Annotated in this window: 19 protein-coding genes and 1 tRNA gene; 11 read left to right on the forward strand and 9 right to left on the reverse strand. The window is 58.8% G+C overall.

What is annotated here, in order from left to right:
* Window positions 1–8: 8 nt before the first annotated feature.
* Entirely contained in the window at window positions 9–1,406 is a 1,398-nt protein-coding gene (locus BLU28_RS05555) for an MATE family efflux transporter (RefSeq protein ID WP_004442888.1), read from the forward strand.
* 37 nt (window positions 1,407–1,443) lie between these two features.
* Here the strand turns inward: BLU28_RS05555 and carA are convergent, their stop codons facing one another.
* Window positions 1,444–2,649 (reverse strand): glutamine-hydrolyzing carbamoyl-phosphate synthase small subunit, encoded by a 1,206-nt coding sequence (gene carA, locus BLU28_RS05560; RefSeq protein ID WP_045531978.1) that lies wholly within the window; start codon window positions 2,647–2,649, stop codon window positions 1,444–1,446.
* Between the two features lie 338 nt (window positions 2,650–2,987).
* On the opposite strand from carA, the gene BLU28_RS05565 reads away from it, so the two are divergent.
* The gene (locus BLU28_RS05565) at window positions 2,988–3,437 is read left to right on the forward strand and encodes a GatB/YqeY domain-containing protein (protein WP_004442886.1); all 450 of its coding nucleotides are present in this window, start codon (window positions 2,988–2,990) and stop codon (window positions 3,435–3,437) included.
* A 281-nt stretch (window positions 3,438–3,718) separates the two neighbouring features.
* On the opposite strand, the gene BLU28_RS05570 is transcribed toward BLU28_RS05565, so the two are convergent.
* On the reverse strand, window positions 3,719–4,036 hold the full coding sequence (locus BLU28_RS05570) for a BrnA antitoxin family protein (RefSeq protein ID WP_223215384.1): 318 nt from the start codon (window positions 4,034–4,036) through the stop codon (window positions 3,719–3,721).
* A complete protein-coding gene (locus BLU28_RS05575; protein ID WP_077987415.1) occupies window positions 4,002–4,295 on the reverse strand; it encodes a BrnT family toxin in 294 nt (97 codons plus the stop codon). Before BLU28_RS05575 ends, BLU28_RS05570 begins: the two co-directional genes overlap by 35 nt.
* Before the next feature lie 197 nt (window positions 4,296–4,492).
* Here BLU28_RS05575 and dnaG point away from each other — a divergent pair, with 197 nt between their 5' ends.
* The 3 genes from dnaG to BLU28_RS05590 all read left to right on the forward strand — a co-directional run bounded on the left by dnaG (window position 4,493) and on the right by BLU28_RS05590 (window position 10,038).
* Window positions 4,493–6,478, forward strand: coding sequence for a DNA primase (dnaG, locus tag BLU28_RS05580; protein WP_006699649.1), 1,986 nt, complete (start codon window positions 4,493–4,495; stop codon window positions 6,476–6,478).
* 393 nt (window positions 6,479–6,871) lie between these two features.
* Window positions 6,872–8,926, forward strand: coding sequence for an RNA polymerase sigma factor RpoD (gene rpoD, locus BLU28_RS05585; RefSeq protein WP_004442883.1), 2,055 nt, complete (start codon window positions 6,872–6,874; stop codon window positions 8,924–8,926).
* 194 nt (window positions 8,927–9,120) lie between these two features.
* Window positions 9,121–10,038, forward strand: coding sequence for a DUF930 domain-containing protein (locus BLU28_RS05590; protein ID WP_072494666.1), 918 nt, complete (start codon window positions 9,121–9,123; stop codon window positions 10,036–10,038).
* A gap of 77 nt (window positions 10,039–10,115) precedes the next feature.
* Here the strand turns inward: BLU28_RS05590 and BLU28_RS05595 are convergent, their stop codons facing one another.
* A complete protein-coding gene (locus tag BLU28_RS05595) occupies window positions 10,116–12,668 on the reverse strand; it encodes an HWE histidine kinase domain-containing protein (protein WP_077987416.1) in 2,553 nt (850 codons plus the stop codon).
* 253 nt (window positions 12,669–12,921) lie between these two features.
* Here BLU28_RS05595 and BLU28_RS05600 point away from each other — a divergent pair, with 253 nt between their 5' ends.
* Both BLU28_RS05600 and BLU28_RS05605 read left to right on the forward strand, forming a co-directional pair.
* Complete coding sequence (locus tag BLU28_RS05600; RefSeq protein ID WP_077987417.1) at window positions 12,922–13,344, forward strand: secondary thiamine-phosphate synthase enzyme YjbQ; 423 nt, start codon at window positions 12,922–12,924, stop codon at window positions 13,342–13,344.
* A 149-nt stretch (window positions 13,345–13,493) separates the two neighbouring features.
* Window positions 13,494–13,829, forward strand: a complete 336-nt coding sequence (locus BLU28_RS05605) for a hypothetical protein (protein ID WP_004442876.1) — start codon at window positions 13,494–13,496, stop codon at window positions 13,827–13,829.
* 156 nt (window positions 13,830–13,985) lie between these two features.
* Here BLU28_RS05605 and BLU28_RS05610 read toward each other — a convergent pair whose 3' ends face one another.
* Window positions 13,986–14,729 (reverse strand): SIMPL domain-containing protein, encoded by a 744-nt coding sequence (locus BLU28_RS05610; protein ID WP_035209321.1) that lies wholly within the window; start codon window positions 14,727–14,729, stop codon window positions 13,986–13,988.
* 177 nt (window positions 14,730–14,906) lie between these two features.
* Here BLU28_RS05610 and BLU28_RS05615 point away from each other — a divergent pair.
* Window positions 14,907–14,982: transfer RNA gene (locus BLU28_RS05615), tRNA-Ile, on the forward strand.
* Between the two features lie 177 nt (window positions 14,983–15,159).
* On the opposite strand, the gene BLU28_RS05620 is transcribed toward BLU28_RS05615, so the two are convergent.
* Window positions 15,160–15,525, reverse strand: coding sequence for a hypothetical protein (locus BLU28_RS05620; RefSeq protein ID WP_035209323.1), 366 nt, complete (start codon window positions 15,523–15,525; stop codon window positions 15,160–15,162).
* 210 nt (window positions 15,526–15,735) lie between these two features.
* Complete coding sequence (locus BLU28_RS05625; protein WP_022556638.1) at window positions 15,736–16,368, reverse strand: outer membrane protein; 633 nt, start codon at window positions 16,366–16,368, stop codon at window positions 15,736–15,738.
* Between the two features lie 435 nt (window positions 16,369–16,803).
* On the opposite strand from BLU28_RS05625, the gene BLU28_RS05630 reads away from it, so the two are divergent.
* Together BLU28_RS05630 and BLU28_RS05635 are read left to right on the forward strand one after the other, a co-directional pair.
* Window positions 16,804–17,256, forward strand: a complete 453-nt coding sequence (locus BLU28_RS05630) for a hypothetical protein (protein ID WP_004442872.1) — start codon at window positions 16,804–16,806, stop codon at window positions 17,254–17,256.
* Between the two features lie 199 nt (window positions 17,257–17,455).
* Entirely contained in the window at window positions 17,456–18,016 is a 561-nt protein-coding gene (locus BLU28_RS05635; protein WP_034498853.1) for a dual specificity protein phosphatase family protein, read from the forward strand.
* A 130-nt stretch (window positions 18,017–18,146) separates the two neighbouring features.
* Here BLU28_RS05635 and BLU28_RS05640 read toward each other — a convergent pair whose 3' ends face one another.
* Window positions 18,147–19,406: an AGE family epimerase/isomerase gene (locus BLU28_RS05640; RefSeq protein ID WP_168247040.1), complete on the reverse strand. Its 1,260-nt coding sequence runs from the start codon at window positions 19,404–19,406 to the stop codon at window positions 18,147–18,149.
* Between the two features lie 179 nt (window positions 19,407–19,585).
* Between BLU28_RS05640 and metH the strand changes: the two genes are divergently transcribed.
* Complete coding sequence (metH, locus tag BLU28_RS05645; RefSeq protein ID WP_077987419.1) at window positions 19,586–23,359, forward strand: methionine synthase; 3,774 nt, start codon at window positions 19,586–19,588, stop codon at window positions 23,357–23,359.
* Window positions 23,360–23,428: 69 nt separating this feature from the next.
* On the opposite strand, the gene BLU28_RS05650 is transcribed toward metH, so the two are convergent.
* Window positions 23,429–24,760 carry an MFS transporter gene (locus tag BLU28_RS05650; RefSeq protein WP_077987420.1) on the reverse strand — a complete coding sequence of 444 codons (1,332 nt, stop codon included), beginning with the start codon at window positions 24,758–24,760 and terminating at the stop codon, window positions 23,429–23,431.
* Between the last annotated feature and the right edge of the window lie 38 nt (window positions 24,761–24,798).

The following is a 24,798-nucleotide window of genomic DNA, read 5'->3' on the forward strand; positions in this document are numbered from 1 at the left end:
GAATTACAATGTCTTCGTCGGTTGTTGCAGGAACCGTTCCTTCCGGATCGGGGTCGTGGTTTTCTCATTTCAAGGCTACGCTTGTTCTCGGGATTCCGCTTATCGGCGCGCAGCTCGCGCAGCTTGGCATCCATACCACCGATATGGTGATCGTCGGTCAGCTGGGTGCAGAGAAGCTGGCGGCCATGGTGCTGGCCGGGCAGTTTTTCTTTGTCGTCTTCATTTTCGGCTCGGGCTTCTCCGTTGCCGTCGTACCCATGGTGGCCCAGGCTTACGGGCAGGGTGATGCAACGTCTGCGCGCCGCTCTTTGCGCATGGGCATGTGGGTGGCCATTGCCTATTGGCTGCTGGCGCTGCCGATCTTCATGAATGCAGAGCGCATTCTGGTTGCGCTTGGGCAGAATGCCAACGTAGCGGCACTGACCGGCCATTATCTCGCCATCGCCAAGTTCGGCCTTCTGCCGGCGCTGCTGTTTTATGTGCTGCGTGGCCTTGTCAGCGCCATCGGCCGCGCAGGCATCATTCTGTATGCCACCATCATCATGCTGGTGATGAATGGTATACTCGCCTATGCTCTTGTCTTCGGACATTTCGGGCTGCCGGCCATGGGCATGAATGGCGCGGCCGTGGTTGCGGTCATCGTCAACGCCTTCAGCTTCATCTTCATCGTGGCGTATGTGCAGACGCGCGAGGAAACGAAGAAATACGAGCTGTTCGTGCGCTTCTGGCGGCCGGACTGGCATGCGCTTTTTGAAGTGCTGCGTCTTGGCCTGCCGATCAGCATCACCATTCTTGCCGAGGTGACCCTGTTTGCTGCCGCCTCGATCCTGATGGGGCAGATCGGCACGGTACAGCTCGCGGCGCACGGCATTGCCCTGCAGCTCGCTTCCATCGCCTTCATGATCCCGCTCGGCCTTTCGCAGGCAGCGACCGTTCGCGTCGGCGTGGCGCGGGGCCAGGGGGACTTCAAGAACCTCATCCGCGCTTCGATCATGATTTACGCCATCGCCTGTGGCATCGCCCTGTGCGGTGGCATCCTGTTTGCGGCGGTGCCGGAATTTCTGGCGAAGTGGTTCCTTGATCCCAAACTTCCGGAAGCTGCGGAAGTGCTCGCTTATGCGAGCAGCCTGGTGGTGATTGCCGGCATCTTCCAGCTTGTCGATGGCATTCAGGCCGTCACGGCAGGCCTGCTGCGCGGGTTGAAGGATGCGCGTATACCGGCGATGCTGGCGCTGATCTCCTATTGGCCGATTGGGCTGGCGCTTGCCTGGACCATGGCTTTTCCGCTCGGTTTCGGCGGGCGCGGTGTCTGGTTCGGCTTTGTGATCGGTCTTTCGACAGCCGCCGTTCTTCTCACCATCCGCTTCGTGCTGCTTGTGAAGCGTGAAATGAAAACGGCCCGCTGAGAAGCGGGCCGCATGTAACGTCCGGATTGGAAAAGTATCAGCGCTCGGCGAGCGCTGCCTCGCCCTTCTTTTCACGCAGCAGATTGACGAAGCGGCGGAAGAGATAGTGGCTGTCCTGCGGGCCCGGCGATGCTTCCGGGTGGTGCTGGACGGAGAACACCGGCTTGCCGGTGATGCGCAGGCCGCAATTGGTACCGTCGAACAGCGAGATATGGGTCTCTTCGACGCCCTCGGGCAGCGACTTGGTATCCACCGCAAAGCCGTGGTTCATCGAGACGATTTCCACCTTGCCGGTCGTGAAGTCCTTGACCGGATGGTTGGCGCCATGGTGGCCCTGATGCATCTTTTCGGTCTTTGCGCCAACCGCAAGGCCGAGCATCTGGTGGCCGAGGCAGATGCCGAAGATCGGCAGGTCGGTCTTGATGAGGTTCTGGATAACGGGAACGGCATATTCGCCCGTCGCGGCCGGGTCTCCGGGGCCGTTTGACAGGAACACGCCATCCGGCTTCAGCGCCATGATGTCTTCAGCCGAAGTCTGGGCCGGAACGACCGTGACCTTGCAATCGAGACCGGCAAACAGACGCAGGATGTTGCGCTTGACGCCAAAATCGACGCAGACGACGTGATACTTGGCATCGGCTTCGCCGAGCGTGCCGTAACCCTTGTTCCAGACCCACGGCGTTTCCGCCCAGGTGGAAGACTGGCCGGAGGTGGCTTCTATGGCGAGGTCGAGGCCGACGAGGCCGCTCCATGCCTTGGCTTCCGCCTTCAGGGCTTCGATATCGAAGACGCCGTTCGGATCATGGGCGATAACCGCGTTCGGGGCACCGTTTTCGCGGATCCATGCCGTCAGGGCGCGGGTGTCTATGCCGCAGAGGCCGATGACGCCGCGGGCCTTCAGCCAGGCATCCAGATGCTTGACCGCGCGGAAGTTCGAGGGGTCGGTGATGTCGGCCTTGAAGATGACGCCGACGGCGCCGCGACGGGCGGCGGGCGTCAGGTCTTCGATATCTTCTTCATTGGTGCCGACATTGCCGATATGTGGGAAGGTGAAGGTAACGATCTGGCCGAGATAGGAGGGGTCGGTCAGGATTTCCTCGTAACCCGTCAGCGCCGTGTTGAAGCAGACCTCGGCCTGAACCTTACCGGTTGCGCCGATGCCCGTTCCTTCAATCACTGTGCCATCGGCAAGAACAAGCATTGCGGTCGGTTTGCGGGTAGTCCAGGGCGCTGTCTCGGTCATCTCGTTCCGTTTCTGCCGCTTCGCACCCCGCCTCTTGAAAGGCAGGGGGGAAGGGGCCATTTTTGTCGCAGGCTTCGTGACATAAAGGGGCGCGCGATAAAGCTCGCGTTCCGACCCTTCGTTAAAATCTCGTGCAGGTGCCGGAAAATAACGAAAGCAGCCCAAGCGGTCAACCGCAGGGCCAAGATTTACGTGGAATTAAACCGCCGTATTTTCAAGGTCTTATGCATTTGATTTGCTTGAGCGTGTCGGCTCGTTTATGTCGTTTCGCAAAATGAGGTGGAAAGTTTCCGTATCGAGAAGCTGCGGAAAGCGCTTTCCCAAGGAGAAGAAAAATGATGCGCGACACGTTCGCAAACGCTTTGAAGGACGCATTGAAGGCCCGTGATGCACGCCGCACCTCGACCGTGCGTCTCATCCAGACGGCCATCAAGGATCGCGATATCGCCAACCGCGGCGTGGGCAAGGACCCCGTCAGCGATGAAGATATCATGCAGATTCTGACCAAGATGGTGAAGCAGCGGGAAGAATCCGCCAGCATCTATGAAGGTGCGGGCCGTCCCGAACTTGCCGCTCAGGAGCGCGAAGAAATCGTCATCATCAAGGAATTCATGCCGGAAGAAATTCCGGCCGAGAAGGTGCGCGAACTTTGCCAGGCCGTCATCGCCGAAACCGGTGCTTCCGGCCTGCGTGACATGGGCAAATGCATGAATGCGCTGAAGGAACGTTATCCCGGTCAGATCGACTTTGCGAAGGCCTCCGGCGTCGTGAAGGATTTGCTGAAGTAAATTCGGCAATGCCAAAAAGGTAAAGGCAGGGCAGATGTGGGCTGCCCTGCCTTTTTCTGTCGACGAAACGGCATTCCGGCGGATCAGAATGCTCTCGAGCGCAGGCTTTTTCGGGGGACGTGCCTGCGGGGCGTCGGCAGATTGCTGCGATTTTGTTGCTTTGACTGTGGCTATGTTTTTACATCGCGCGGACGGACTGCTCAAATTACAAAAACATAATTTTTAGTGATGATGCAGTGCCACAAATTTGCCTGAAGCAGGCGCAAAGGGCTGTGCCGCCGTTAGCGTTGCCGCTTTTTTTGTTCGTGCACATAGTGGCGCAGGACGGCATTCATGCGGGTCTGATAACCCTTCCCCGTAGCCTTGAAGAAATCCACGACATCCTGATCGACACGAATGGAAATCGACTGCTTGGGAGTGGGGAAAACCACTTCGGCCTTCGACCAGTCGATATCTTCAAAGCCGGTCCAATCGGGATCATCGCGCGTGGCGCGGTCGATATCCGCATCGGTCAGGGCGTCGACGCGCGCCCAATCGGTCGCGCTCTTCTCGCCGCGCGCGCGTTTAGCGCGAATTTCTTCCAGGGTAGTTCGCGTCATAGAGTTGTTGCTCATTTTTTCGCGCCGCGCGCGCCGATATGATCCGGCATGTCTCGCCCCGCATCGCATAAACGACAGCTATCAGGCGCCCCGTGAACGGACAAATAGCGCTTATGCGAACCTCTCTATTTTGGTCAGAAGATACTTCGATATGAGGCTCGAACAATGCCTCGACTGCGTCCTCGAAATCGATGCCATGCTTCTGAATGTCAATTTGCCGCTTATTCTCATCCCATTCAAATGAGATGAAATCCTCCATCACGATTTCCATGGGCTACCTAGCACTGATGTCAGCTGATAGGCACTCATGCGTCGAGTATGTATATGCACTCGTATATTCTTCTGTATATACACCATGTCAATGCCGCCTGTGAATAGTGGGTATTGTTTATCTCTTCATTTTGTATTGCGGCTCTTATGCGCTTATATGAAAGACTGGCCTCGAACAGGTAACCCATGCGCTTTTCCAACTCTTTCCTTGATGAGATACGCGACCGCGTGAACATCTCCGATGTGATCGGCAGACGCGTGTCCTGGGACAAGAAGAAGACCAATGCGCCGCGGGGGGATTATTGGGCCTGCTGCCCGTTCCATGGCGAAAAAAGCCCGAGCTTTCACTGTGAGGACCGCAAAGGGCGGTATCATTGCTTTGGTTGCGGCGTTTCCGGCGATCATTTCCGCTTTCTGACCGAGCTTGAGGGCTTAAGTTTCCCGGAAGCCGTGCAGCAGATCGCCGATATGGCCGGCATTTCCATGCCGCAGCCCGATCCGCAGGCGGAGAAGCGGGAGCGTGAGCGCACCTCTCTGCAGGATGTCATGGAAATGGCGACGCTGTTCTTTCAGGATCAGCTGCAGACGGCGCTCGGCGCTCGGGCTCGGGCTTATCTGCGCGATCGCGGGTTGACCGGGCGTACCATCGAGACCTTCCGGCTGGGTTATGCGCCTGACAGTCGCAACGCGCTGAAGGAGCATCTGGCAAGCAAGGGTGTGTCGAAGGAGCAGATGGAAGCCTGCGGGCTGGTGGTCCATGAAAACGTGCCGGTCTCCTATGACCGTTTTCGCGACCGCATCATGTTTCCGATCCTGTCCTCGCGGGAAAAGGTGATTGCCTTCGGCGGCCGCGCCATGGCTTCGGATGCGGTGGCGAAATATCTCAATTCCAACGAGACCGAGCTCTTTCACAAGGGCAATGTTCTCTATAATTTCGCCCGTGCACGTCGGGCCTCACAGGCGGCGGGCGGCACGGTCATTGCAGTCGAAGGGTATATGGATGTCATCGCGCTTTATCAGGCGGGCGTCGAAAATGCCGTCGCACCGCTCGGCACTGCCTTGACCGAAAGCCAGCTCGATCTGCTCTGGAAGATGTCGCCGCAGCCGATCCTCTGCTTCGATGGCGACGGCGCCGGCATTCGCGCCGCCAACCGTGCCGCTGATCTCGCCTTGCCACATATCAAGCCGGATCGCTCCGTCAGCTTCGCGCTTCTGCCCGACGGCAAGGATCCGGATGATCTCGTGCGTCTGGAGGGTAGGGCGCCTTTCGACCGCGTTCTTTCCGAGGCAAAGCCGCTGGCCGCGATGATCTGGAGCCGCGAGACCTCAGGCGTTACTTTCGATACGCCAGAAAAGCGTGCCCAGCTTGAGAGTCGCCTGCGGCAGATCGTGGCCGTTATTGGTGACGAGACGGTGCGGCGCTTCTATCAACAGGACATGCGTGACAGGCTGAATGCCTTCTTCCAGCCGCGCTTTCAGGCAGGTGGGCAGCAAGGTGGCAATTTCCGCCGCAATGGCGCACAGGCGCCGGGGCGTGGCTTTCAGCGCAACGCACCGGGCCGGGGTGGGGCTATGGCGGCACCTGCCAGCAGTATTTCGGAACGGTTGGCGCAATCCGGCCTCGTCAGGGGTTATCAGACCAAGCCGTCGCTTCGGGAGAGCGTTCTGGCCATCACCATCGTCAACCATCCCGAACTGCTTCTCGAGGAATATGACGAGATCGCCGCGATCGACTATGAGAACCGTGACCTGCAACGCCTGTGGTCTACGGTTCTGACCTACGCGGCCGAAAATGCGGCTGCGATATCGCGGGCGGGGCTGATCGAGCGCCTGTCGCAGCAGGGCTTTGACGTGCTGCTGAAAACCATGGATCAGCAGGTGCGCAATGCTCGTCTGTGGACGGCGACCGGCGAGGCGGCGATGGAGGATGCACGGGAAGGTTACGTGCAGGCGCTTTCCCTGCACAAAAGGACAAAGTCGCTCCTCTGGCAGAAAAAGGAGCTGGAGCGCGAAATTGCCGAGGCGACGGATGATGAGCGCGGCACGCTTCTGGTGCGCGCGCTTGCCGAGGTTCAGCTGGAGATCGGCCGAATGGAAAATCAGGAGGCCATCATCGATGGTTTCGGGGTCATGTCCGGCCGGGTGAAGGGACCTGCCGTCGGTCATGGATGATGGTCGCGGCAAGAATTGAAAGGTGTGTGGGGTTGCCTTTTGCGGCAGGCGTCCTAAATAGGGGATAGTCTGGTGATAATTCGCAAAATGCGGCTCTTTTTAAGAATTTCCGTGGCTGTCTCGCCTTCAAAGGCTTGACGGGGCGGGAAATAGCGGGAATCACCAATTCAGGAAAAGTAAGGTGGAATGAGCCTTGGCGGATAGAAATTGCATGAGCAAGCATTTCCGGGTGCACTGTCCTTGCATTCTGCCTGAGGCTGCCGTGGTTAATCGGCAATTAAAGATCACTCCGTTAGGTGTCTGACAGTGATTCGCGGCAATGCGCCGGATGCTCAAGGGGCGGACGGCGATGCGGCGGAACAGGTGTTAGCGTCAGGGAAAGCGACGAGATAGATGGCAACCAAAGTCAAAGAAAACGAAGAAGCAGAAAACGAACGCGACGGTGCGACGGACGGCCCGCTTCTCGACCTTTCGGATGACGCGGTCAAGAAAATGATCAAGGCCGCCAAGAAGCGCGGCTATGTGACGATGGACGAACTGAATTCCGTCCTGCCGTCCGAAGAGGTGACCTCCGAGCAGATCGAAGACACGATGGCGATGCTGTCCGACATGGGCATCAACGTGATCGAGGACGAGGATGCCGAGGAAGCCGCCGGTGGCGATGACGACGGCGATTCCGACGGTGACGATTCCGAGGGTGGCGAACTTGCGCCTTCCAGCGGCACCGCGCTTGCGACCGCCAAGAAGAAAGAACCAACCGACCGCACCGACGACCCCGTGCGCATGTATCTGCGCGAGATGGGTTCTGTCGAGCTTCTGTCGCGCGAAGGCGAAATCGCCATCGCCAAGCGCATCGAGGCTGGCCGCGAGACGATGATTTCGGGCCTGTGCGAAAGCCCGCTGACGTTCCAGGCGCTTATCATCTGGCGCGACGAACTCAACGAAGGCACCACGCTGCTGCGCGAGATCATTGATCTCGAAACGACCTATTCCGGCCCGGAAGCCAAGGCTGCGCCGCAGTTCCAGAGCCCGGAAAAGATCGAGGCCGACCGCAAGGCCGCCGAAGAAAAGGAAAAGACCCGCAAGCTGCGTGCTCCGACCGGTGACGAGGATGTCACCGATGTTGGTGGTGACGGCCTGCCGCCGGAAGAGGAAGAAGAGGACGACGACGAGTCCAATCTTTCCCTTGCCGCGATGGAAGCCGAACTGCGTCCGCAGGTCATGGAAACGCTCGACACCATTGCCGACACCTACAAGAAGCTGCGCAAGCTTCAGGATCAGCAGGTGGAAGCGCGTCTGGCCTGCACCGGTACGCTCTCTTCCGGCCAGGAGCGCCGTTACAAGGAATTGAAGGATCAGCTGATCACGGCCGTGAAGTCGCTTTCGCTGAACCAGAACCGCATCGACAGCCTTGTCGAGCAGCTCTACGACATTTCCAAGCGTCTGATGCAGAACGAAGGCCGGCTGCTGCGCCTTGCCGAATCCTATGGCGTCAAGCGCGACAGCTTCCTCGAGCAGTATCACGGTGCGGAACTCGATCCGAACTGGATGAAGTCGATCGCCAATCTGGCCGCCCGCGGCTGGAAGGAATTCGCGCGCGAAGAAAGCAACACGATCCGGGAAATCCGCCAGGAGATCCAGAACCTCTCCACGGAAACCGGCATTTCCATCGCCGAATTCCGTCGCATCGTTTCGATGGTGCAGAAGGGTGAGCGCGAAGCGCGCATCGCCAAGAAGGAGATGGTCGAGGCCAACCTGCGTCTCGTGATCTCGATTGCGAAGAAGTATACGAACCGTGGTCTGCAGTTCCTCGATCTCATTCAGGAAGGCAATATCGGCCTGATGAAGGCGGTGGACAAGTTTGAATACCGTCGCGGTTACAAGTTCTCGACCTATGCGACATGGTGGATCAGACAGGCGATCACCCGCTCGATTGCTGATCAGGCCCGCACGATCCGTATTCCGGTGCACATGATCGAAACGATCAACAAGATCGTTCGTACCTCGCGCCAGATGCTGCACGAGATTGGCCGCGAGCCGACCCCGGAAGAACTAGCCGAAAAGCTGGCCATGCCGCTGGAAAAGGTGCGCAAGGTTCTGAAGATCGCCAAGGAGCCGATCTCGCTCGAAACCCCCGTGGGTGACGAAGAGGATTCGCATCTCGGTGACTTCATCGAGGACAAGAACGCGCTGCTGCCGATCGACGCCGCCATTCAGGCGAACCTGCGTGAAACGACCACCCGCGTATTGGCCTCGCTGACACCGCGTGAGGAACGTGTTCTGCGCATGCGCTTCGGCATCGGCATGAACACTGACCATACGCTGGAAGAGGTCGGCCAGCAGTTCTCGGTTACGCGCGAACGTATTCGCCAGATCGAGGCGAAGGCGCTGCGCAAGCTGAAGCACCCAAGCCGCTCGAGAAAGCTCCGCAGCTTCCTCGACAGCTAAGCTTTTGCTTCCTTTAAAATTGAACCCGGTCAGTCAGCTCTGGCCGGGTTTTTTGTTTTCCGCACTGGCGAACTCTGCGACAAGCCTTATGTGTGAGGCAGGCGATCCGCTTCCGCTGGATATGTCCGGGTTCGATTTGGTTCGGTAAGATGCAACAGGTTTCGGCAGGCAGGTGGCGGTGGAAGGGATGGGCTATGCCCGTCTCCGTTCTTCTGCATCTTGTCGTCGTGGCGATTTTCCTTTTCGAATTGCCGGAGCGTGTAGCCGAGCCGCAGGAACCGGAAAGCATCAGCGTCGATCTGGTGCCACCGCCTGAGGAAAAAAAGGCAGAAGAGGCCCCGCCGCCCGGTGAGGAGAAGGCGAAAGAGGAAAAACCGCAACCTCCGCCACCACCTCCCGCGCCACCGGCTGAAGAAGCGAAACCGGTGCCGCAACCGCAGGCGACGTTGCCTTCCATCGCCATGCGGCCGGAAGAGGCGCAGGCAGACCCTGAGGACAAGGCCGGCAAGACTGAAGAAGCGGAAAAGACACAGCCATCGGCAGAACCGCCGCGCGAGCCCGAGAAAGCGGCCGAGGAAAAGCCTGCGCCCGCCGCCGCCAACAGCGACCTCAAAGCTTCCGCCGAGCAGGGAGAGATCGCGGTTGCGCCGATGAAAGAAGAAACGTCACCGGAGCAGCCGCCAGTACCGCAACCAAAGCCGCCTGAGGAAAAGCCTTCTGAGGCAAGGGAAAACAAGCCCGCGAAACTTCCTGCGGCTAAGAGTTTGCTTTCATCGGCTCTACTGACACCGGCGCAGAGACGGCAGATGTTTGGCGATCTACCGCCGCGGCGTCGTATCGTGCAGCTTTGCCAAGCGGAAGCACTGGCCCAAATAAGACAGGTTTACGCTGATACCCGCGGCATGTATGGCTTTTCCGACACGGGCGGACGTATATCGGGCAATGTTCTTGACGCTACTGGCGGCGCATTCAACGTCGGCGACGTCTGGCGCGATGTCACGTTTCAATGCGAGGTGGATGTCGATAACTATGCAGTGACGGCCTTCAGAATTAAGATGGGGGACGTCATCACGCCAGCTGAAGCAAGGAAACGGGGTTTCACCGGTCGGTAGCAGATCGGTCGCCGAATTAAAAATGATCCGCCCCCAAACGCACGGAAACCTCTCGGTTGACGTTTGTCACTTGTCGCTCAAACGCGCTCCGTATCGCCCACCAAAACCCCAATCCCGGCCATCAGCGCGTCCTCATCATAGGGCTTCCTGATAACCGGAACAGCGCCGAATTCATCCGGCACCATGCTGCCATCGGCGTAGCCGGTAGCGAACATGAACGGGATGCCACGGCGGTGAAGTTCCCGGGCGACGGGAATGGAGGTGTCCGAACCGAGATTGATGTCGAGAATTGCCACGTCAGGCACATAGCTTTTCAGCTTTTCAATTGCCATCGCAGACGAAGTCGCCGTTTCGATGGTTTTGATGCCGTTATCCTCGAGCATGTTTTCGACATCCATGGCGATCAGCATCTGATCTTCGACGAGTAATATTTTCAACGGCTCCTCCCGGTTATAGCGGCTGGATTGCCGCGCGGGCTCATTTTCTGTGGGTACTTCGACACTTTCGGTGGCTGACGAGACATGACGGAAGGGCAGCATAATTTCTGCCTCCAATCCATCGGGCAAATAGCGCAACGTACTGCGTCCGCCGAGATCGTAAGGAATGCTGCGGCTGATAAGCGCCGTGCCGAAGCCGGCGCGGGATGGCGTCGGCAGTTTGGTGGTCAGCACTTCCCGCCACTCGATTTCGCAATCGCGGTTTTCGTTGACCCACCAGCGCACATGCAATTGCCCACCGTTCTGCGAAAGCGCGCCGTATTTGGCGGCGTTCGTCGCCAGTTCGTGCAGAACGAGCGCCATGACGGAGAAGGCGCGCGAATCAAGTGTGACGTGGGGACCTTCGAGTTTCACCGTCGTTTCCGGGGAACGATGCGGCGACAATTCCGCGTCGAGAAGATCGCGCAGCGCGCCGCCGCCTTCGCCTCGGATGATCTGATCATGGGCAAAGGACAAGGCTTGAATACGGCCCTTCAGGGCAGCCACATATTCCTGCAGGGTCTTGCCTTCCTGTGAGGGATTGCCGACCAGCGATTTGATGATGGCGAGAACATTCTTGACGCGGTGGTTGAGCTCCTCGTTCAACATGCGCTGCCGCACTTCGGCGCGTTCCCTTTCGCCGGCCATTAGCTCGCTGTGATGGAAGGCGACCTCGACCAGCGCAATTCTGGCGGCTTCTGCTATTTCCCGGTCATCTTCCGACCAGGGCTGCGCCCTCTGATGCACCGTCTCTTTCCAAATCGCGAAACTCTTGCGTGGTGTGAGACGGTCCCCCATCGGGCCGGTTTCATAAGATTTTTCCGGATTGCCGGCCCAGTTCAGATTTTGCACGATCTCTTTGCGGAAAAACAGGAGATAGTCCTGTTTCACCTGAGAAAGTGGGATGGCGAGCATTCCAGCTGCCGTGTCGGCGTAGATTTCCGCCTCAGGTATCGCCTGCGACAGCGCATGGGTCGCCCAGACCCTGCCTTCCGAAGCCGAGGCGACGAAACGCGCGAGCCTTGGAATGGCGTCATGCGGTGGTGTTGCGCCATGGCCGTGCCAGTTGTTGTCTACCCAGAGACCGACACCATCACACGGCATCAGATCGGCAAAATCCTGAAAACTGTCAATCAGCAGTTCTTCGATATTGGCGTGGTGCGCGGCGAGCCGCAGGAAGCGATCGAGCGCGGCATGGGCATGATTGACGGTGTCCAGCCGACGTTTCTGCTTGAGGACCTGCAAATGCATGGAGAAGAATTCTCCAAACATTTCAGCGGCAATCCTCACCGGCATGGTCAGGACACGCGGGGAATAATGGTGACAGGCGATCAGACCCCAGAGGGCGCCATCGACAATCACCGAAATCGACATGGAAGCGGCGACGCCCATATTGCGAAGATACTCGCAATGGATGGGAGAGACGCTGCGCAGGTGCGCGAAAGAGAGGTCGAGCGGTTCGCCGGAGATATCGAGGGCTGGCAGCACGGGGATTCGTGTGCCGCTGGCATCAGAGATAATGCGGAGCGTGTTCTTGAGATAAAGCGTGCGGGCCTGCTGGGGTATGTCGCTGGCGGGGAAATATTGGCCGAGGAAGCTTTCCAGTTCCGGTTGCTTTGCTTCCGAGACCACCTTGCCGGCTCCATCTTCCTCAAAGCGGTAAATCATTACCCGGTCGTAGCCAAGCGTTGCCTTTACCAGCCTGGTCGTTCTGGAGATGAGGCTTTCCACGCTGTCCGCCTCGCGAATGCGATCCACCATCTTTCGTGCGGTGCCCAGGGGCTGGGTTTCGCTGCGGGACGGTTCGAATTCGATGATCGTGGTGGATTTGTAGCGGTGGAGCGAAATGTCGAAGCTTCGGCCGTCGCCCATTTCCGTTGCGGGCAACATGGCCGGGCGCGTTGTCCTCCCGGTTACAGTCAGCGCGTTGCGGAGATTGTGTACGAGGTCCTTGCCCAGAACCTCTTCGGCGGTCCGGCCATTGATATCGCCTTCCACACCCAGAATGTCGCAGCAATTTGCCGAATGCCGCAGCACCATGCGCAAAGCGTTATCGCAGGCGATGAGACAGCCATGGGGTTGAATATAGCCGGGGATATGGATGGGCTCGCGGTCGCAATTGGTCAGATCGACACGATAGTCAGTGGGTGCCATGAGAAAGTCTTTCGCACCCTGTGTCAGTCCTGCGCTGCAAATGCCGTGTTTGTCTATGGAAGGGATAGCCTGGATAATTCATTATTATATTGCCAACCCTTCCCCGTTTTATGCAACTGCAGTGGCGGTTTTCCGTTCTGCTGTCATGGGCTGTTATCGCCCTGTCGTCTTATACTTATCGCCATCGGATAGAATTTGACATGGTGCAACGTTCGCAGCGCCGATTTTGTTCCCGACTATTTGAAAGAAAAACGTGCCGCAGAAGAAAATAATCATCTCTACCCACGGGCAGGGCCTTTACGAGTTTACCTCTGAAGCAAAAGGCTTCGTAAATCAGGCCGGCGTAACGGAAGGCTTGCTGACAGTCTTTGTCCGGCACACGTCCTGTTCCCTGCTCATCCAGGAAAATGCCGATCCCGAAGTCCGGCGCGATCTCACGGAGTTTTTCTCCCGTCTCGTCCCGCCTTCTAGCGATCCTTCCATGCGGTGGGTTGTCCACACCCTGGAGGGGCCCGACGACATGCCCGCCCACATCAAATCGGCGCTCACAATGGTTTCCATCGGCGTTCCCATCACGGATGGCAGGCTCGTGCTTGGCACCTGGCAGGGCCTTTATCTCTTCGAACATCGCGATCAGTCGCATCGGCGCGAAGTCGTGCTGCATATCTCGCCGTGATGTGCGGATCCTGATCGGGGTGTGCGCGTTAACCACCCTGAACGCCTGCTGAACATTCGGTTCTGCTGATATTCAGATGGGCGAGTCTAGGGTCTCGTCAATCGCCGGGGAAGTTCCCCCGACGTCAAAGAAACAAACGGAGTGAGTTCATGTTCAGCACCTTCGCAAAAGCCGGCCTGGCTGCCCTCATCGCCCTTGGTGGTATTTCCGTCACCGCTCCAGCTGCTTCGGCCGGCTCGGATGTACAGTTCCGAGTTCAGGTTCAGGATGGTTATGGTCATCGTCCCGGCTGGGGCCGCCCGGATCGCCCGCGCCGTGGCTGCTCGCCCTGGCTTGCGGAAGAAAAGGCAAGCCGCATGGGTCTTCGTCGCGCGCGTGTTGTTGATGTATCTCCGCGCCGCGTCGTTGTTGCAGGTTTTGACCGCCACGGTCGTGACCGCATCGTATTCGCCAATGAGCGCGGCTGCCCGGTGATCCGCCGCTAAAGGCAGCGATCCTGATCGATCTGCCGGCATCCCCGTCCCGGCAGATGGACAAAACGCCCCTCGCTTCCTGAACGGTAGCGAGGGGCGTTTCATTTTATCTGTGCTACGGCGGAGGTCGAGCCGATGCGGGGCGGCCCAAAAGCCGCCCCTTGCCGATTACTGCTCGAGCGCGAAGGTGACGTTGACCACAACGCTGTAGCTGTTTTCACCAGAGGCAATCGGGACACTGTCCGCTTCCTTCGCCATGGAGGCGCGCATCATGGCCTGCGGCACCGGCATCGGGCGCTGCGAGTTTTCGGTGATCTGGATAACACGGCCGAGCTTTACGCCAGCAGCTTCCGTCAGGGTCTTGGCCTTGGAAAGAGCGTCTGCCACGGCCTGTTTGCGAGCCTCGGTGACGGTGGCTTCAGGCTTGTCGTTGGTGAAGCTGATGTCTCCACCCTGGTTGATGCCGAGCTTGACGGATGTATCGAGGATCGCGCCGAGCTTCTTCAGGTCCCGCACCCGCACGGTCAGGCCGTTGGATACCTGGTAACCGGTGATTTCGGGAGCGACATAGACGCCGTCCTTTGGCTCATAATGCTTGTAAAGCGGCTGCACCGAGAAGTTGCTGGTCTGCAGGTCACGATCCTCGATCGCCGCCTCCTTCAGCGCCTTCAGAACATCGGCCAGCGCCTTTGAATTTTCCGAAAGAGCGGCCGCCGCGGTCTCTGCCTGCTTGACGACGCTGAACGACAGGATTGCCATATCAGGAGCGATGGCCGCCTGGCCTTCGCCGGAAACGCTGATTGTGGCTTCACGCGGGGTGGCGTCCTGCGCGAGCAACTGGCCGGAGAGCGGCATCATGGCTGCTGCTGTCATTGCGCTAAGTGCAAAAAGGCGGGCCGATTTTGTCTTCATGGTGTTTCCTCGTTGATTGAGTCCCTTGAACGGGTATTGCCTTAGATTGTGTAGCTAATACGGCGGCACTGTTTGCGAAAGCATCAATGGCTTGTCGGGCTGTAAAAATTGCGTTAGAGCGTGACCACCGGATTCGAACCATTGCGAAACCGGTGTTTCGGATAGCGTTTTCCGAAGGGGCCTGTAGCTCAATGGTTAGAGCCGGCGGCTCATAACCGCTTGGTTGGGAGTTCGAGTCTCTCCAGGCCCACCATTTTTCTTTTTTAATCAGATGGTTGTTGATTTTCTGTGCTGATCGCAGGGGTGCTGTCGCGCCTCACGCAGTGTCGGTGAGAGCGCGTGGTGGGGATGAAAATCGTGTCCCGCAATCTCATTCGCTGAAAGCAGCCCGGCTTGCCATTTGAAGCAAACCGGGCCGCAGGATCGGACATCAGTTGCAGACCCGCATGCTTTCGGTGTGCCAGCCGCCGTCATAGGAATTCGGAACCCGCCGGTCTTCAAACCAGCAGCGCGGCGGCGGCGGTGGCGGTTCGTAATAACGGGGGCCGCTATTACTGGCGATGGCGCCACCGATCAGGCCACCGATGACGCCTGCGGCGAGGCCTCCGGCAATGGCTGCGCCATCATTGTGGCGACGGTGTTCGCGATAGGGCGGTGGCGGCGGGCCGCCACGGTCGTAACCCCGATCGTAACGCGGACGGTAGGGATAGTCCTGCGCGCTGGCGCTGCCATAGGATGCGAAGATGCTGCCAGTGGCAACAAGCGCGGCAATCGTGGAAAGAATTATCTTTTTCATCGGGCTACTCCATAAGCCTGCTTCGGGAGATAGAGGCTCATTATGCCCGCATGATGGCACGGAACTGCTGAACGGCTTGTGAATGTTTCATTTTTACGGAGTTCATATTGTTCCGTTTTTTCGCAGAGCGGATCGTAGCCTGCGCTGGACTTCTGCAACGAAAAAAGCCCGGCGGATGGCCGGGCTTCAGTCAACGAAACTCGATTGTGATCAGAACTTCACGCCGAGGCCCACCTTGACGGTGTGCTGGTCAAGGTCGGTATTGATGCCAAATATGTCCTTGTCGCCGTAATCGTTGTAACGATATTCCAGCCTGCCGAAGACATTGTCGGTGAAGGCGTAATCCAGACCTGCGCCAACGGTGTAGCCGTTGAAGGTGGCGCTGTCCTTGCCGGCGCCGGGGGTGTCTATGAAGCCGCGTGTGGCGGTCCAGCCGGCGGTGCCATAAAGCAGGGCGCGATCGAAGGCATAACCAACGCGGCCACGAACGGACCCTTGCCAGTCGGTGCCAATGTTCACACCCGCATAATCATTGTCATTCCAGTTATAGTCGACGTCACCCTCGATGCCGAGAACGAAATTATTGTCGAACTGGTAATTGTAACCCGCGAAGGCGCCGAGAATGCCGCCATCGAAATTATCCGAGCCTATGGGGGCACCGGCCGAAAAATCGCCATTTGCCCAGCCCGCGCCACCTTGAATACCAAGATAAGGACCAGACCAGGTGAAGACCGGCAACGTTTCCTGTGCAACCGGAGGCGCCGGTGTTTCGTAGACGGCATCCGCGGCCATTGCGGTGCTGGCCGAAAGGGCCAGGAGCGACGTTACGATCAGCGTTTTCATCGTTTTCTCCCTGAGCTGACTGATATGTAGCATAGTTTAGTAACTTTTAATATGGGGTGGCTTTCGGCGGTGCCAAGGGGCGGCTTGTCGTCCCTGCCGGCTGGCCTACTTACCTCCATGCCGCGGCGTTTCGTTATGTCCCGCCATGCTGTTCTGATGCTGCGAACGTCTTCGGCGGCGTTTGGTTCCCTTCGCCGTTCTTTCTGGGACGGCAATGCCAGCGCTATCTGTCACGCTTGGTTGTCTTGACACCGGGGGGAGCACCCATAGAGTTGTGGCTGACGGCTGCGATGCCGGTGCTTCGCGCCATATGCTAGAGGCTTGAGCCGCCGTCGAGATAATACCCCAACGACCGCCTCGCGCGGCCGTTTGTGGCTGGAAGGGCATGGGAGGGCAGAAACGTATGGAGATTTATTTTAGCGGAGGAGGGGCGACGTGATTGTCGGAGCCGTTCTCAGCGCCATTCTTCTCCTCACCCTTATTGCATTTCCGCGGCATCTCAAACCAGTGGTCATCTGCCTGCTCCTGATATGGGCCGGCACGGCTGCCTTTGTCATTTACGACTGGCGTCGCAGCAGCCAGCGGTTGGAGCATATCGTCGCGACTGCCGGGTTCGAGGCCGCCTGTCCGGACCCTGCACTGCCCATTCGCGTCAGCTTCCGCAATGATAACAATGTCGCGGTGCAGCGTCTGACCTACACGCTGGAGGGCTTCGAACCGGCCTTTCGAGCTTCCGTATCGTTCGATCCCTATCAGGTCAGCGAAAGGCGGATCGAAGCCGGGGAAACCTTCGCCGCCTGCCGGACATTTCGCCTGCGCAACAACGAGCGGGTGGAACCGCAAAGGCTGGAGTGGCGGGTTACCGTCATTTCCGCCGAGTTTGATTGAAGAGATCACACCGGTGCCGGCAATCACGGTATTTTGAGAATTTATGCCTCGGTCCAAAGGCCCTGTATTGCAACCGCTCCATGGGCCTGCCGTGCCCCGGCTGCTTGCGAAGCGCACGGGCCGCGACGGGGCGTGACTTGTTTTCGCCGGTTTGCGGTGTCATCTGCCACACATTCGATTGATGTCGCGGGTTGATGTTTTGCGTATTTTTCTGAAGTTTTTGAAGATCACGGCCATTGGCCTCGTTGCCCTCCCGGTTTTGGCCGGCGCACATATGGGCATCGGCCAGCTGACGGGGAATTTTCACGAGGTCATTCCCGGCGAGCTTTATCGTTCGGCTCAGCCGAGTGGCAAGGACATCGCCGCTTACGCCAAGGCCTATGGCATCAAGACCATCATCAACCTGCGCGATGAAAAGCGTGAAGCCTGGTATGATACCGAAAGCAAGGCCGCGAAAAACAACGGCATCCGGCTGGTCGACTATCCGCTGAGCTCAAGCGAGAAAGTCTCGGTGGAAGATTCAGAAACGCTGGCGGCGGTGCTGCGCAACGCGGAAAAGCCTGTTCTCATCCATTGCGAACATGGGGCGAACCGCACCGGGCTTGCCTCTGCGATCTATGTTGCCGCCGTGGCAGGCAAGAGCGAGGCGGCCGCCGAGTTTCAACTTTCGCCCTATTACGGCCATGTGCCGATCCCTGGCATCGGGCGTTATGAAATGTATCAGTCCTGGGATGACTTCGAGGAAACAATCGGGTTTTGACTGTTGCTTTATCCTCGGCCCAATGCCGGGGATTTAACCGCGTTGCGTCCGGCCTATAGGCTGCAGATGCCCGGGACAAGCCCGAGCATGACAGTGGAGAAGTCTTCGAACGCCGTTGCGAACAACGCGCTTAATAAACCCCGCCGCTTTCCCCGATCACCCTTGTCAGGCTGCCCGTAGCCGGGAAAAGCGGGATGAGGCAGGCCTGGAGGGCGTGGTATATATCACCCTTGCCGGGGAACAGCGTGTGAGCGGGAACCAGATTTTCCGTCAGTTCCTCATGCCAGCCGCCATTTTCATGGTCGATGAAGCTGTTGGCGATGGTGCTCCAGATGCGGCGGTAGCTGTCTTCATAGAAAGGGTCCGCCGGCAGGTTCTCGTTGAGGAAATGGGCCGCACCCGCCGCTTCGCACATGGGCCACCAGAGCTTTGCCCGCTTGTCGGGATTGTCGTTCCAGTCGAGCGTATAAAAGAAGCCGCCCTTTTCCCGATCCCAGCCAAGCGCCATGGACTGCACGAACAGCGATTTGGCGGCCACCGGCATCCAGTCGTGGCGGCGATCACCCAACACCCAAAGCTGGAGTAGGAGGCGCGCCCATTCCAGCCAATGGCCGGGGGTGGAGCCGGAGGGACGGAACATCTCGTTGCCGCGATAGTCCTTGTCGAGTGTCCAGTTGTCGTCGAAATGCTCCGGAACCCGGAAATCCAGTTCACCGGCGCGACGGCGGATGAGAAGATCGGCGATGCGTTCGGCCTTGCCGAGGTAGTTTTTGTCGCCGGTCACCTCATAGGCGGCCATCAACGCTTCGGTCAGATGCATATTGGAATTCTGGCCGCGATAATTATCGATGGGCGACCAGTCGCGGTTGAATTCCTCGGCGATCGCGCCGTGTTTTTCTTCCCAGAAGCGGGTTTCCAGCACTTCGGTAATATCGGCCAGCATCTGGTCGGCGAGCGGGTGGCCGACGGTCTTGGCGGAGGAGGCGGCCAGAAGCACGAAGGCATGGCCGTAACCCTGCTTGGTGGCGTCCACGGGGCCGGCATCGTTAACCTGCCAGAAATAACCGCCATGCTCGCTGTCGCGATGCCTGTTCCAGAGATAGGTCATGCCGTGGTCGACAATATCGCCACAGCCCGGACGGCCGAGCAGATGGCCGATGGAGAAGCAATGCACCATGCGCGCGGAGGCATGGATGCCGCGCACGGGATCGTTTGCCTGCAACGGCGCGCCCTTGACATCGAGATCGAAGAAGCCGCCGGCAGGATTGAGCGCCCGGTACTGGAAGAAGTCGAAAAGCCCCTCGGCCTGTTTTACCAGCCACTGGCGGTGCCAGGGCAGGGTATTCCAGTTTCGGCTGTTGTGATCGTCCTCAGACATCGCGTCCTCCATGCGGTTTGCTGCTTCGGCTTATATCCTTGCCGTATAAACCTGTCATCTGTCAGCGATATTTCGTAACGTGACGCAACGACGCAAAGCCATGCCTGTCCCTTGAAGATATATTGACATAAACATATCTTTATGTGACTTGACGACTTGCGATCTTGCAAATCGAAATGAGGAGTGTGCCCGTGTTTGACGATCTGTTTGGCCCTGAGGGGGCAAAGCGCGACGGCGCGGAAATTTTCAAGGCGCTGCGCGAAGCCGCCAGCGAGCGCATCCTCATTCTCGACGGCGCCATGGGCACGCAGATTCAGGGTCTCGGTTTTGACGAAGATCATTTTCGTGGTGACCGCTTCATCGGCTGCGCCTGTCACCAGAAAGGCAATAACGACCTTCTGATTCTGACCCAGCCGGACGCTATCGAAGACATCCACTATCGCTACGCCATGGCGGGTGCGGATATTCTCGAAACCAACACGTTTTCCTCGACCCGCATCGCGCAGGCCGATTACGAGATGGAAAATGCCGTCTACGACCTCAACCGCGAGGGTGCGCAGATCGTCCGCCGCGCCGCCCAGCGCGCCGAGCGGGAAGATGGCCGCCGCCGTTTCGTGGCCGGCGCCATCGGCCCCACCAACCGTACGGCCTCGATTTCGCCAGATGTCAACAATCCCGGTTACCGCGCCGTCAGCTTTGACGATCTGCGTATCGCCTATGGCGAGCAGATCGACGGCCTGATCGATGGCGGCGCCGATATCATCCTCATCGAGACGATCTTCGATACGCTGAATGCAAAGGCGGCGATCTTCGCCTGCGAGGAGCGTTTCGAGGCCAAGGGCATCCGCCTGCCGGTCATGATCTCGGGCACGATCACAGACCTATCCGGCCGCACGCTTTCCGGCCAGACGCCGTCTGCCTTCTGGAATTCGGTGCGCCACGCCAACCCCTTTACCATCGGCCTTAACTGCGCACTCGGTGCGGATGCCATGCGTCCGCATCTGCAGGAATTGTCCGATGTCGCCGATACCTTCGTCTGTGCCTATCCGAATGCAGGCCTGCCGAACGAGTTCGGGCAATATGACGAAACGCCTGAGATGATGGCGCGTCAGGTGCAGGGTTTCGCCCGCGACGGCCTCGTGAACATCGTTGGCGGTTGCTGCGGCTCGACGCCGGAGCATATCCGGGCGATTGCCGAGGCGGTCAAGGATTACAAGCCGCGCCCGATCCCCGAGCATAAGCCCTTCATGTCGCTTTCGGGCCTTGAGCCCTTCGTGCTGACCAAGGATATTCCTTTCGTCAACGTCGGCGAGCGCACCAACGTCACCGGCTCGGCCAAGTTCCGCAAGCTAATCACCGCCGGTGATTACACGGCGGCGCTGGCCGTTGCCCGCGATCAGGTGGAAAACGGCGCGCAGATCATCGACATCAACATGGATGAAGGCCTGATCGATTCCGAAAAGGCGATGGTGGAGTTTTTGAACCTCATCGCTGCCGAGCCCGACATCGCCCGCGTGCCTGTCATGATCGACTCGTCGAAGTTCGAGATCATCGAGGCCGGTCTGAAATGCGTTCAGGGCAAGTCGATCGTCAACTCGATTTCGCTGAAGGAAGGCGAGGAGAAGTTTCTCCAGCAGGCGCGGCTCGTCCACAATTACGGCGCGGCAGTCGTTGTCATGGCCTTTGACGAGGTGGGGCAGGCGGATACCTATCAGCGCAAGGTGGAAATCTGCGCGCGGGCCTACAAGCTGCTGACCGAAAAGGCCGGGCTGGCGCCTGAGGACATCATCTTCGATCCGAACGTCTTTGCTGTCGCGACCGGTATCGAGGAGCACAATAATTACGGCGTTGATTTCATCGAGGCCACCAAGACCATCCGCGAAACCATGCCGCTTACGCATATTTCCGGTGGCGTTTCCAACCTTTCCTTCTCCTTCCGCGGCAATGAACCGGTGCGCGAGGCGATGCATGCCGTGTTCCTGTATCACGCCATCCAGGTTGGCATGGATATGGGCATCGTCAACGCCGGTCAGCTTGCGGTTTATGACAATATCGACCCGGAGCTTCGCGAGGCCTGCGAGGACGTGGTGCTGAACCGCCGCGATGACGCGACCGAACGCCTGCTGGAGGTCGCGGAGCGTTTCCGGGGCACGGGCGCCAAGGATACCAAGGTTCAGGATCTTTCCTGGCGTGAGCTGCCCGTCGAGAAAAGGCTGGAGCACGCGCTGGTCAACGGCATCACCGACTATATCGAGGCCGATACGGAAGAGGCGCGCCAGAAGGCGGAGCGTCCGCTGCACGTCATCGAAGGGCCGCTGATGGCCGGCATGAACGTGGTGGGCGACCTCTTCGGTTCGGGCAAGATGTTCCTGCCGCAGGTGGTGAAATCCGCTCGCGTGATGAAGCAGGCTGTGGCGGTGCTTCTTCCTTACATGGAAGAAGAAAAGCGCCTGAACGGCGGCGAAGAGAAGAAGGCGGCCGGCAAAGTGCTGATGGCGACCGTCAAGGGCGATGTGCACGATATCGGCAAGAACATCGTCGGCGTCGTGCTCGCCTGCAACAATTACGAGATCATCGATCTCGGCGTCATGGTGCCGACGACGAAAATCCTCGAAACGGCAATCGCCGAAAAGGTGGATGTGATCGGCCTTTCCGGCCTCATTACGCCGTCGCTGGACGAGATGGTGCATGTGGCCGCAGAAATGGAACGGCAGGGTTTCGACATCCCGCTGCTAATCGGTGGCGCCACGACGAGCCGTGTGCATACGGCGGTAAAAATTCATCCGCGGTATGAGCAGGGGCAGGCGATCTATGTGACCGACGCCTCGCGCGCCGTGGGCGTCGTGTCGGCGCTTCTCTCCGCCGAGCAGAAGCCGGCTTATATCGACGGTATTCGCAGCGAATATGCCAAGGTGGCAGAGGCTCACGCCCGCAACGAGCGTGAGAAGCAGCGCCTGCCGCTTTCCCGCGCCCGCGAGAATGCGCACAAGATTGACTGGTCGAGCTATAGCGCCGTCAAGCCACAATTCTTCGGCACAAAGGTATTCGAGACCTATGATCTGGAAGAGCTTTCTCGCTATATCGACTGGACGCCGTTTTTCCAGACCTGGGAATTGAAGGGCCGCTTCCCCGCGATTCTCGATGACGAGAAGCAGGGCGAGGCGGCGCGTCAGCTCTATAGCGATGCGCAGGCGATGCTGAAGAAGATCATTGAGGAGAACTGGTTCCGGCCGCGCGCGGTGATCGGCTTCTGGCCGGCTAATGCGGTGGGCGACGATATCAGGCTATTTACCGATGAGAGCCGCAATGAAGAGCTGGCGACCTTCTTCACGCTGCGCCAGCAGCTTTCCAAGCGAGACGGACGTCCCAATGTGGCGCTGTCCGATTTCGTCGCGCCTGTCGATAGCGGTGTTGCCGATTATGTCGGCGGCTTCGTGGTAACGGCGGGTATCGAGGAAGTGGCGATTGCCGAGCGTTTCGAGCGGGCGAATGACGATTATTCGTCCATCCTCGTCAAGGCGCTGGCCGACCGTTTCGCGGAGGCCTTCGCCGAGCGCATGCATGAGCGGGTGCGTAAGGAGTTCTGGGGTTATGCACCGGATGAGGCTTTTTCCGGCGATGAGCTGATTGGCGAGGCCTATGCCGGTATCCGCCCGGCACCTGGCTATCCGGCCCAGCCCGACCACACCGAAAAGAAGACGCTGTTTGCCCTGCTCGACGCCACCAATGCGGCGGGTGTGGAATTGACGGAAAGTTACGCCATGTGGCCGGGCTCTTCCGTCTCCGGCATCTATATCGGCCACCCCGAAAGCTATTATTTCGGCGTTGCCAAGGTGGAGCGTGATCAGGTGCTGGATTATGCGCGCCGCAAGGATATGCCGGTTGAGGAAGTGGAGCGCTGGCTCGGTCCGGTGCTCAACTACGTGCCGACGAACGGCGAGGAGAAAATCGATAGCGCGGCCTGATGGTTCACGCATTGCCGGGACAAATAAAAAGCGCGGGTCTTGCCCGCGCTTTTTTGTTTACTGTGGAACCTACGACCGCAACGCCGCCAGTTCCTCAATGCCGACATGGCTCTCTATCTCGCTGCCGCGCAGATAGAGGTAGAGACCGATCGCGAAGGCGAGGACGGCGATGAAGACCAGATACCAGGCGTGGGCCATGGGGTTGATCGCAAGCGCCGTCGTCACGCCGATCGGCGTCAGCCCGCCGAAGACGGCATAAGAGACGTTGTAGGCGAAGGAGAGGCCGGAAAAACGGACGGATGCCGGAAACGCCCGCACCATGACATAGGGCACCGCACCGGCCATGCCGACCGAAAGGCCCATGACGCCGTAAAGCAAGAACATGGTCTGAAGCGAGGTGCCGGCGTAGCTGTAGAAGGTGAAGGTGGCGATACCGAAGAAGATGCTGGCGCCCATGAAGAAGAGGCCGGAGCCGATACGGTCGATCAGCGCCCCGGCAATGATGACGCCGAAGATCAGGAACAGCGTGCCGAAGCTGGTGCCGGCGAGCGCCTGCGTTGGCGTATAGCCGTAGAGCTTTTGCAGGAAGGTCGCCGTCATCAGCGTGGTGACGACGATTGCCGCTGACAGAACCCAGGTCAGCAGGGCGGAGATGATCACGCCGCGCATATGGTGCTTCAGCACCAGCCCGAGCGGCAGCTTGTCCGTCAGTGACTTCGCCTTCTTCATTTCCATGAAGATTGGCGTCTCTTCCAGCCAGCGGCGCAGATAAACGGCGATGAGGCCGAAAATGCCGCCGAGCAGGAAGGGGATGCGCCAGGCGTAACCGGCCACGTCTTCCGGCGTGAAAAGCGAATTGATGGCAAAGGCGATCAACGAGCCCAGCATGATGCCAAAGGAAAGACCGGAGGTGAGGAAACCACAGGCAAGCCCGACGCGGCGGAAGGGCACGTGTTCGGCAACGAAGGTCCAGGCGCCGGGCACTTCACCGCCGATGGCGGCACCCTGCAGCATGCGCAGGATGATGAGCAGGATGGGAGCGGCCACGCCAATGGTGGCGTAGGTCGGCATCAGTGCCATGCCCAGCGTGGAAAGAGCCATCAAGAGGATTGAGAAAGCGAAGACACGCTTGCGGCCGTAACGGTCGCCATAATGCGCCAGTACGATACCGCCGAGCGGCCGCACCAGATAACCGGCGGCAAAGATGCCGAAGGTCTGGATCATCACCAGCCAATCCGGCATCTCAGGCGGGAAGAACAGATGGCCGATCACGGTCGCGAAAAATACGAAAATGATGAAGTCGTAAAATTCGAGCGCACCGCCCAGGGCCGAAAGGCCGAGCGTTTTGTAATCCTGGCTATTGAGGGGCCGGGCTGCCGCCGGTGTTGTGGTGGGAGACATGAGGCTGCTTCTTTTCTAAATTTCGTATTACTTATGGG

This window comes from Agrobacterium pusense (genome assembly GCF_900102105.1).
GTDB classification, from domain to species: domain Bacteria; phylum Pseudomonadota; class Alphaproteobacteria; order Rhizobiales; family Rhizobiaceae; genus Agrobacterium; species Agrobacterium pusense.

Excerpts from the sequence above, each read along its gene's own strand:
- BLU28_RS05640 (WP_168247040.1), bottom strand. The coding sequence starts at position 19,406 with ATGGAGGACGCGATGTCTGAGGACGATCACAACAGCCGAAACTGGAAT.
- BLU28_RS05565 (WP_004442886.1), top strand. The coding sequence starts at position 2,988 with ATGCGCGACACGTTCGCAAACGCTTTGAAGGACGCATTGAAGGCCCGT.
- BLU28_RS05610 (WP_035209321.1), bottom strand. The coding sequence starts at position 14,729 with ATGAAGACAAAATCGGCCCGCCTTTTTGCACTTAGCGCAATGACAGCA.
- carA (WP_045531978.1), bottom strand. The coding sequence starts at position 2,649 with ATGACCGAGACAGCGCCCTGGACTACCCGCAAACCGACCGCAATGCTT.
- BLU28_RS05605 (WP_004442876.1), top strand. The coding sequence starts at position 13,494 with ATGTTCAGCACCTTCGCAAAAGCCGGCCTGGCTGCCCTCATCGCCCTT.
- BLU28_RS05575 (WP_077987415.1), bottom strand. The coding sequence starts at position 4,295 with ATGGAGGATTTCATCTCATTTGAATGGGATGAGAATAAGCGGCAAATT.
- BLU28_RS05620 (WP_035209323.1), bottom strand. The coding sequence starts at position 15,525 with ATGAAAAAGATAATTCTTTCCACGATTGCCGCGCTTGTTGCCACTGGC.
- BLU28_RS05570 (WP_223215384.1), bottom strand. The coding sequence starts at position 4,036 with ATGACGCGAACTACCCTGGAAGAAATTCGCGCTAAACGCGCGCGCGGC.
- BLU28_RS05595 (WP_077987416.1), bottom strand. The coding sequence starts at position 12,668 with ATGGCACCCACTGACTATCGTGTCGATCTGACCAATTGCGACCGCGAG.
- BLU28_RS05625 (WP_022556638.1), bottom strand. The coding sequence starts at position 16,368 with ATGAAAACGCTGATCGTAACGTCGCTCCTGGCCCTTTCGGCCAGCACC.
- rpoD (WP_004442883.1), top strand. The coding sequence starts at position 6,872 with ATGGCAACCAAAGTCAAAGAAAACGAAGAAGCAGAAAACGAACGCGAC.
- BLU28_RS05555 (WP_004442888.1), top strand. The coding sequence starts at position 9 with ATGTCTTCGTCGGTTGTTGCAGGAACCGTTCCTTCCGGATCGGGGTCG.
- dnaG (WP_006699649.1), top strand. The coding sequence starts at position 4,493 with ATGCGCTTTTCCAACTCTTTCCTTGATGAGATACGCGACCGCGTGAAC.
- BLU28_RS05590 (WP_072494666.1), top strand. The coding sequence starts at position 9,121 with ATGCCCGTCTCCGTTCTTCTGCATCTTGTCGTCGTGGCGATTTTCCTT.
- BLU28_RS05650 (WP_077987420.1), bottom strand. The coding sequence starts at position 24,760 with ATGTCTCCCACCACAACACCGGCGGCAGCCCGGCCCCTCAATAGCCAG.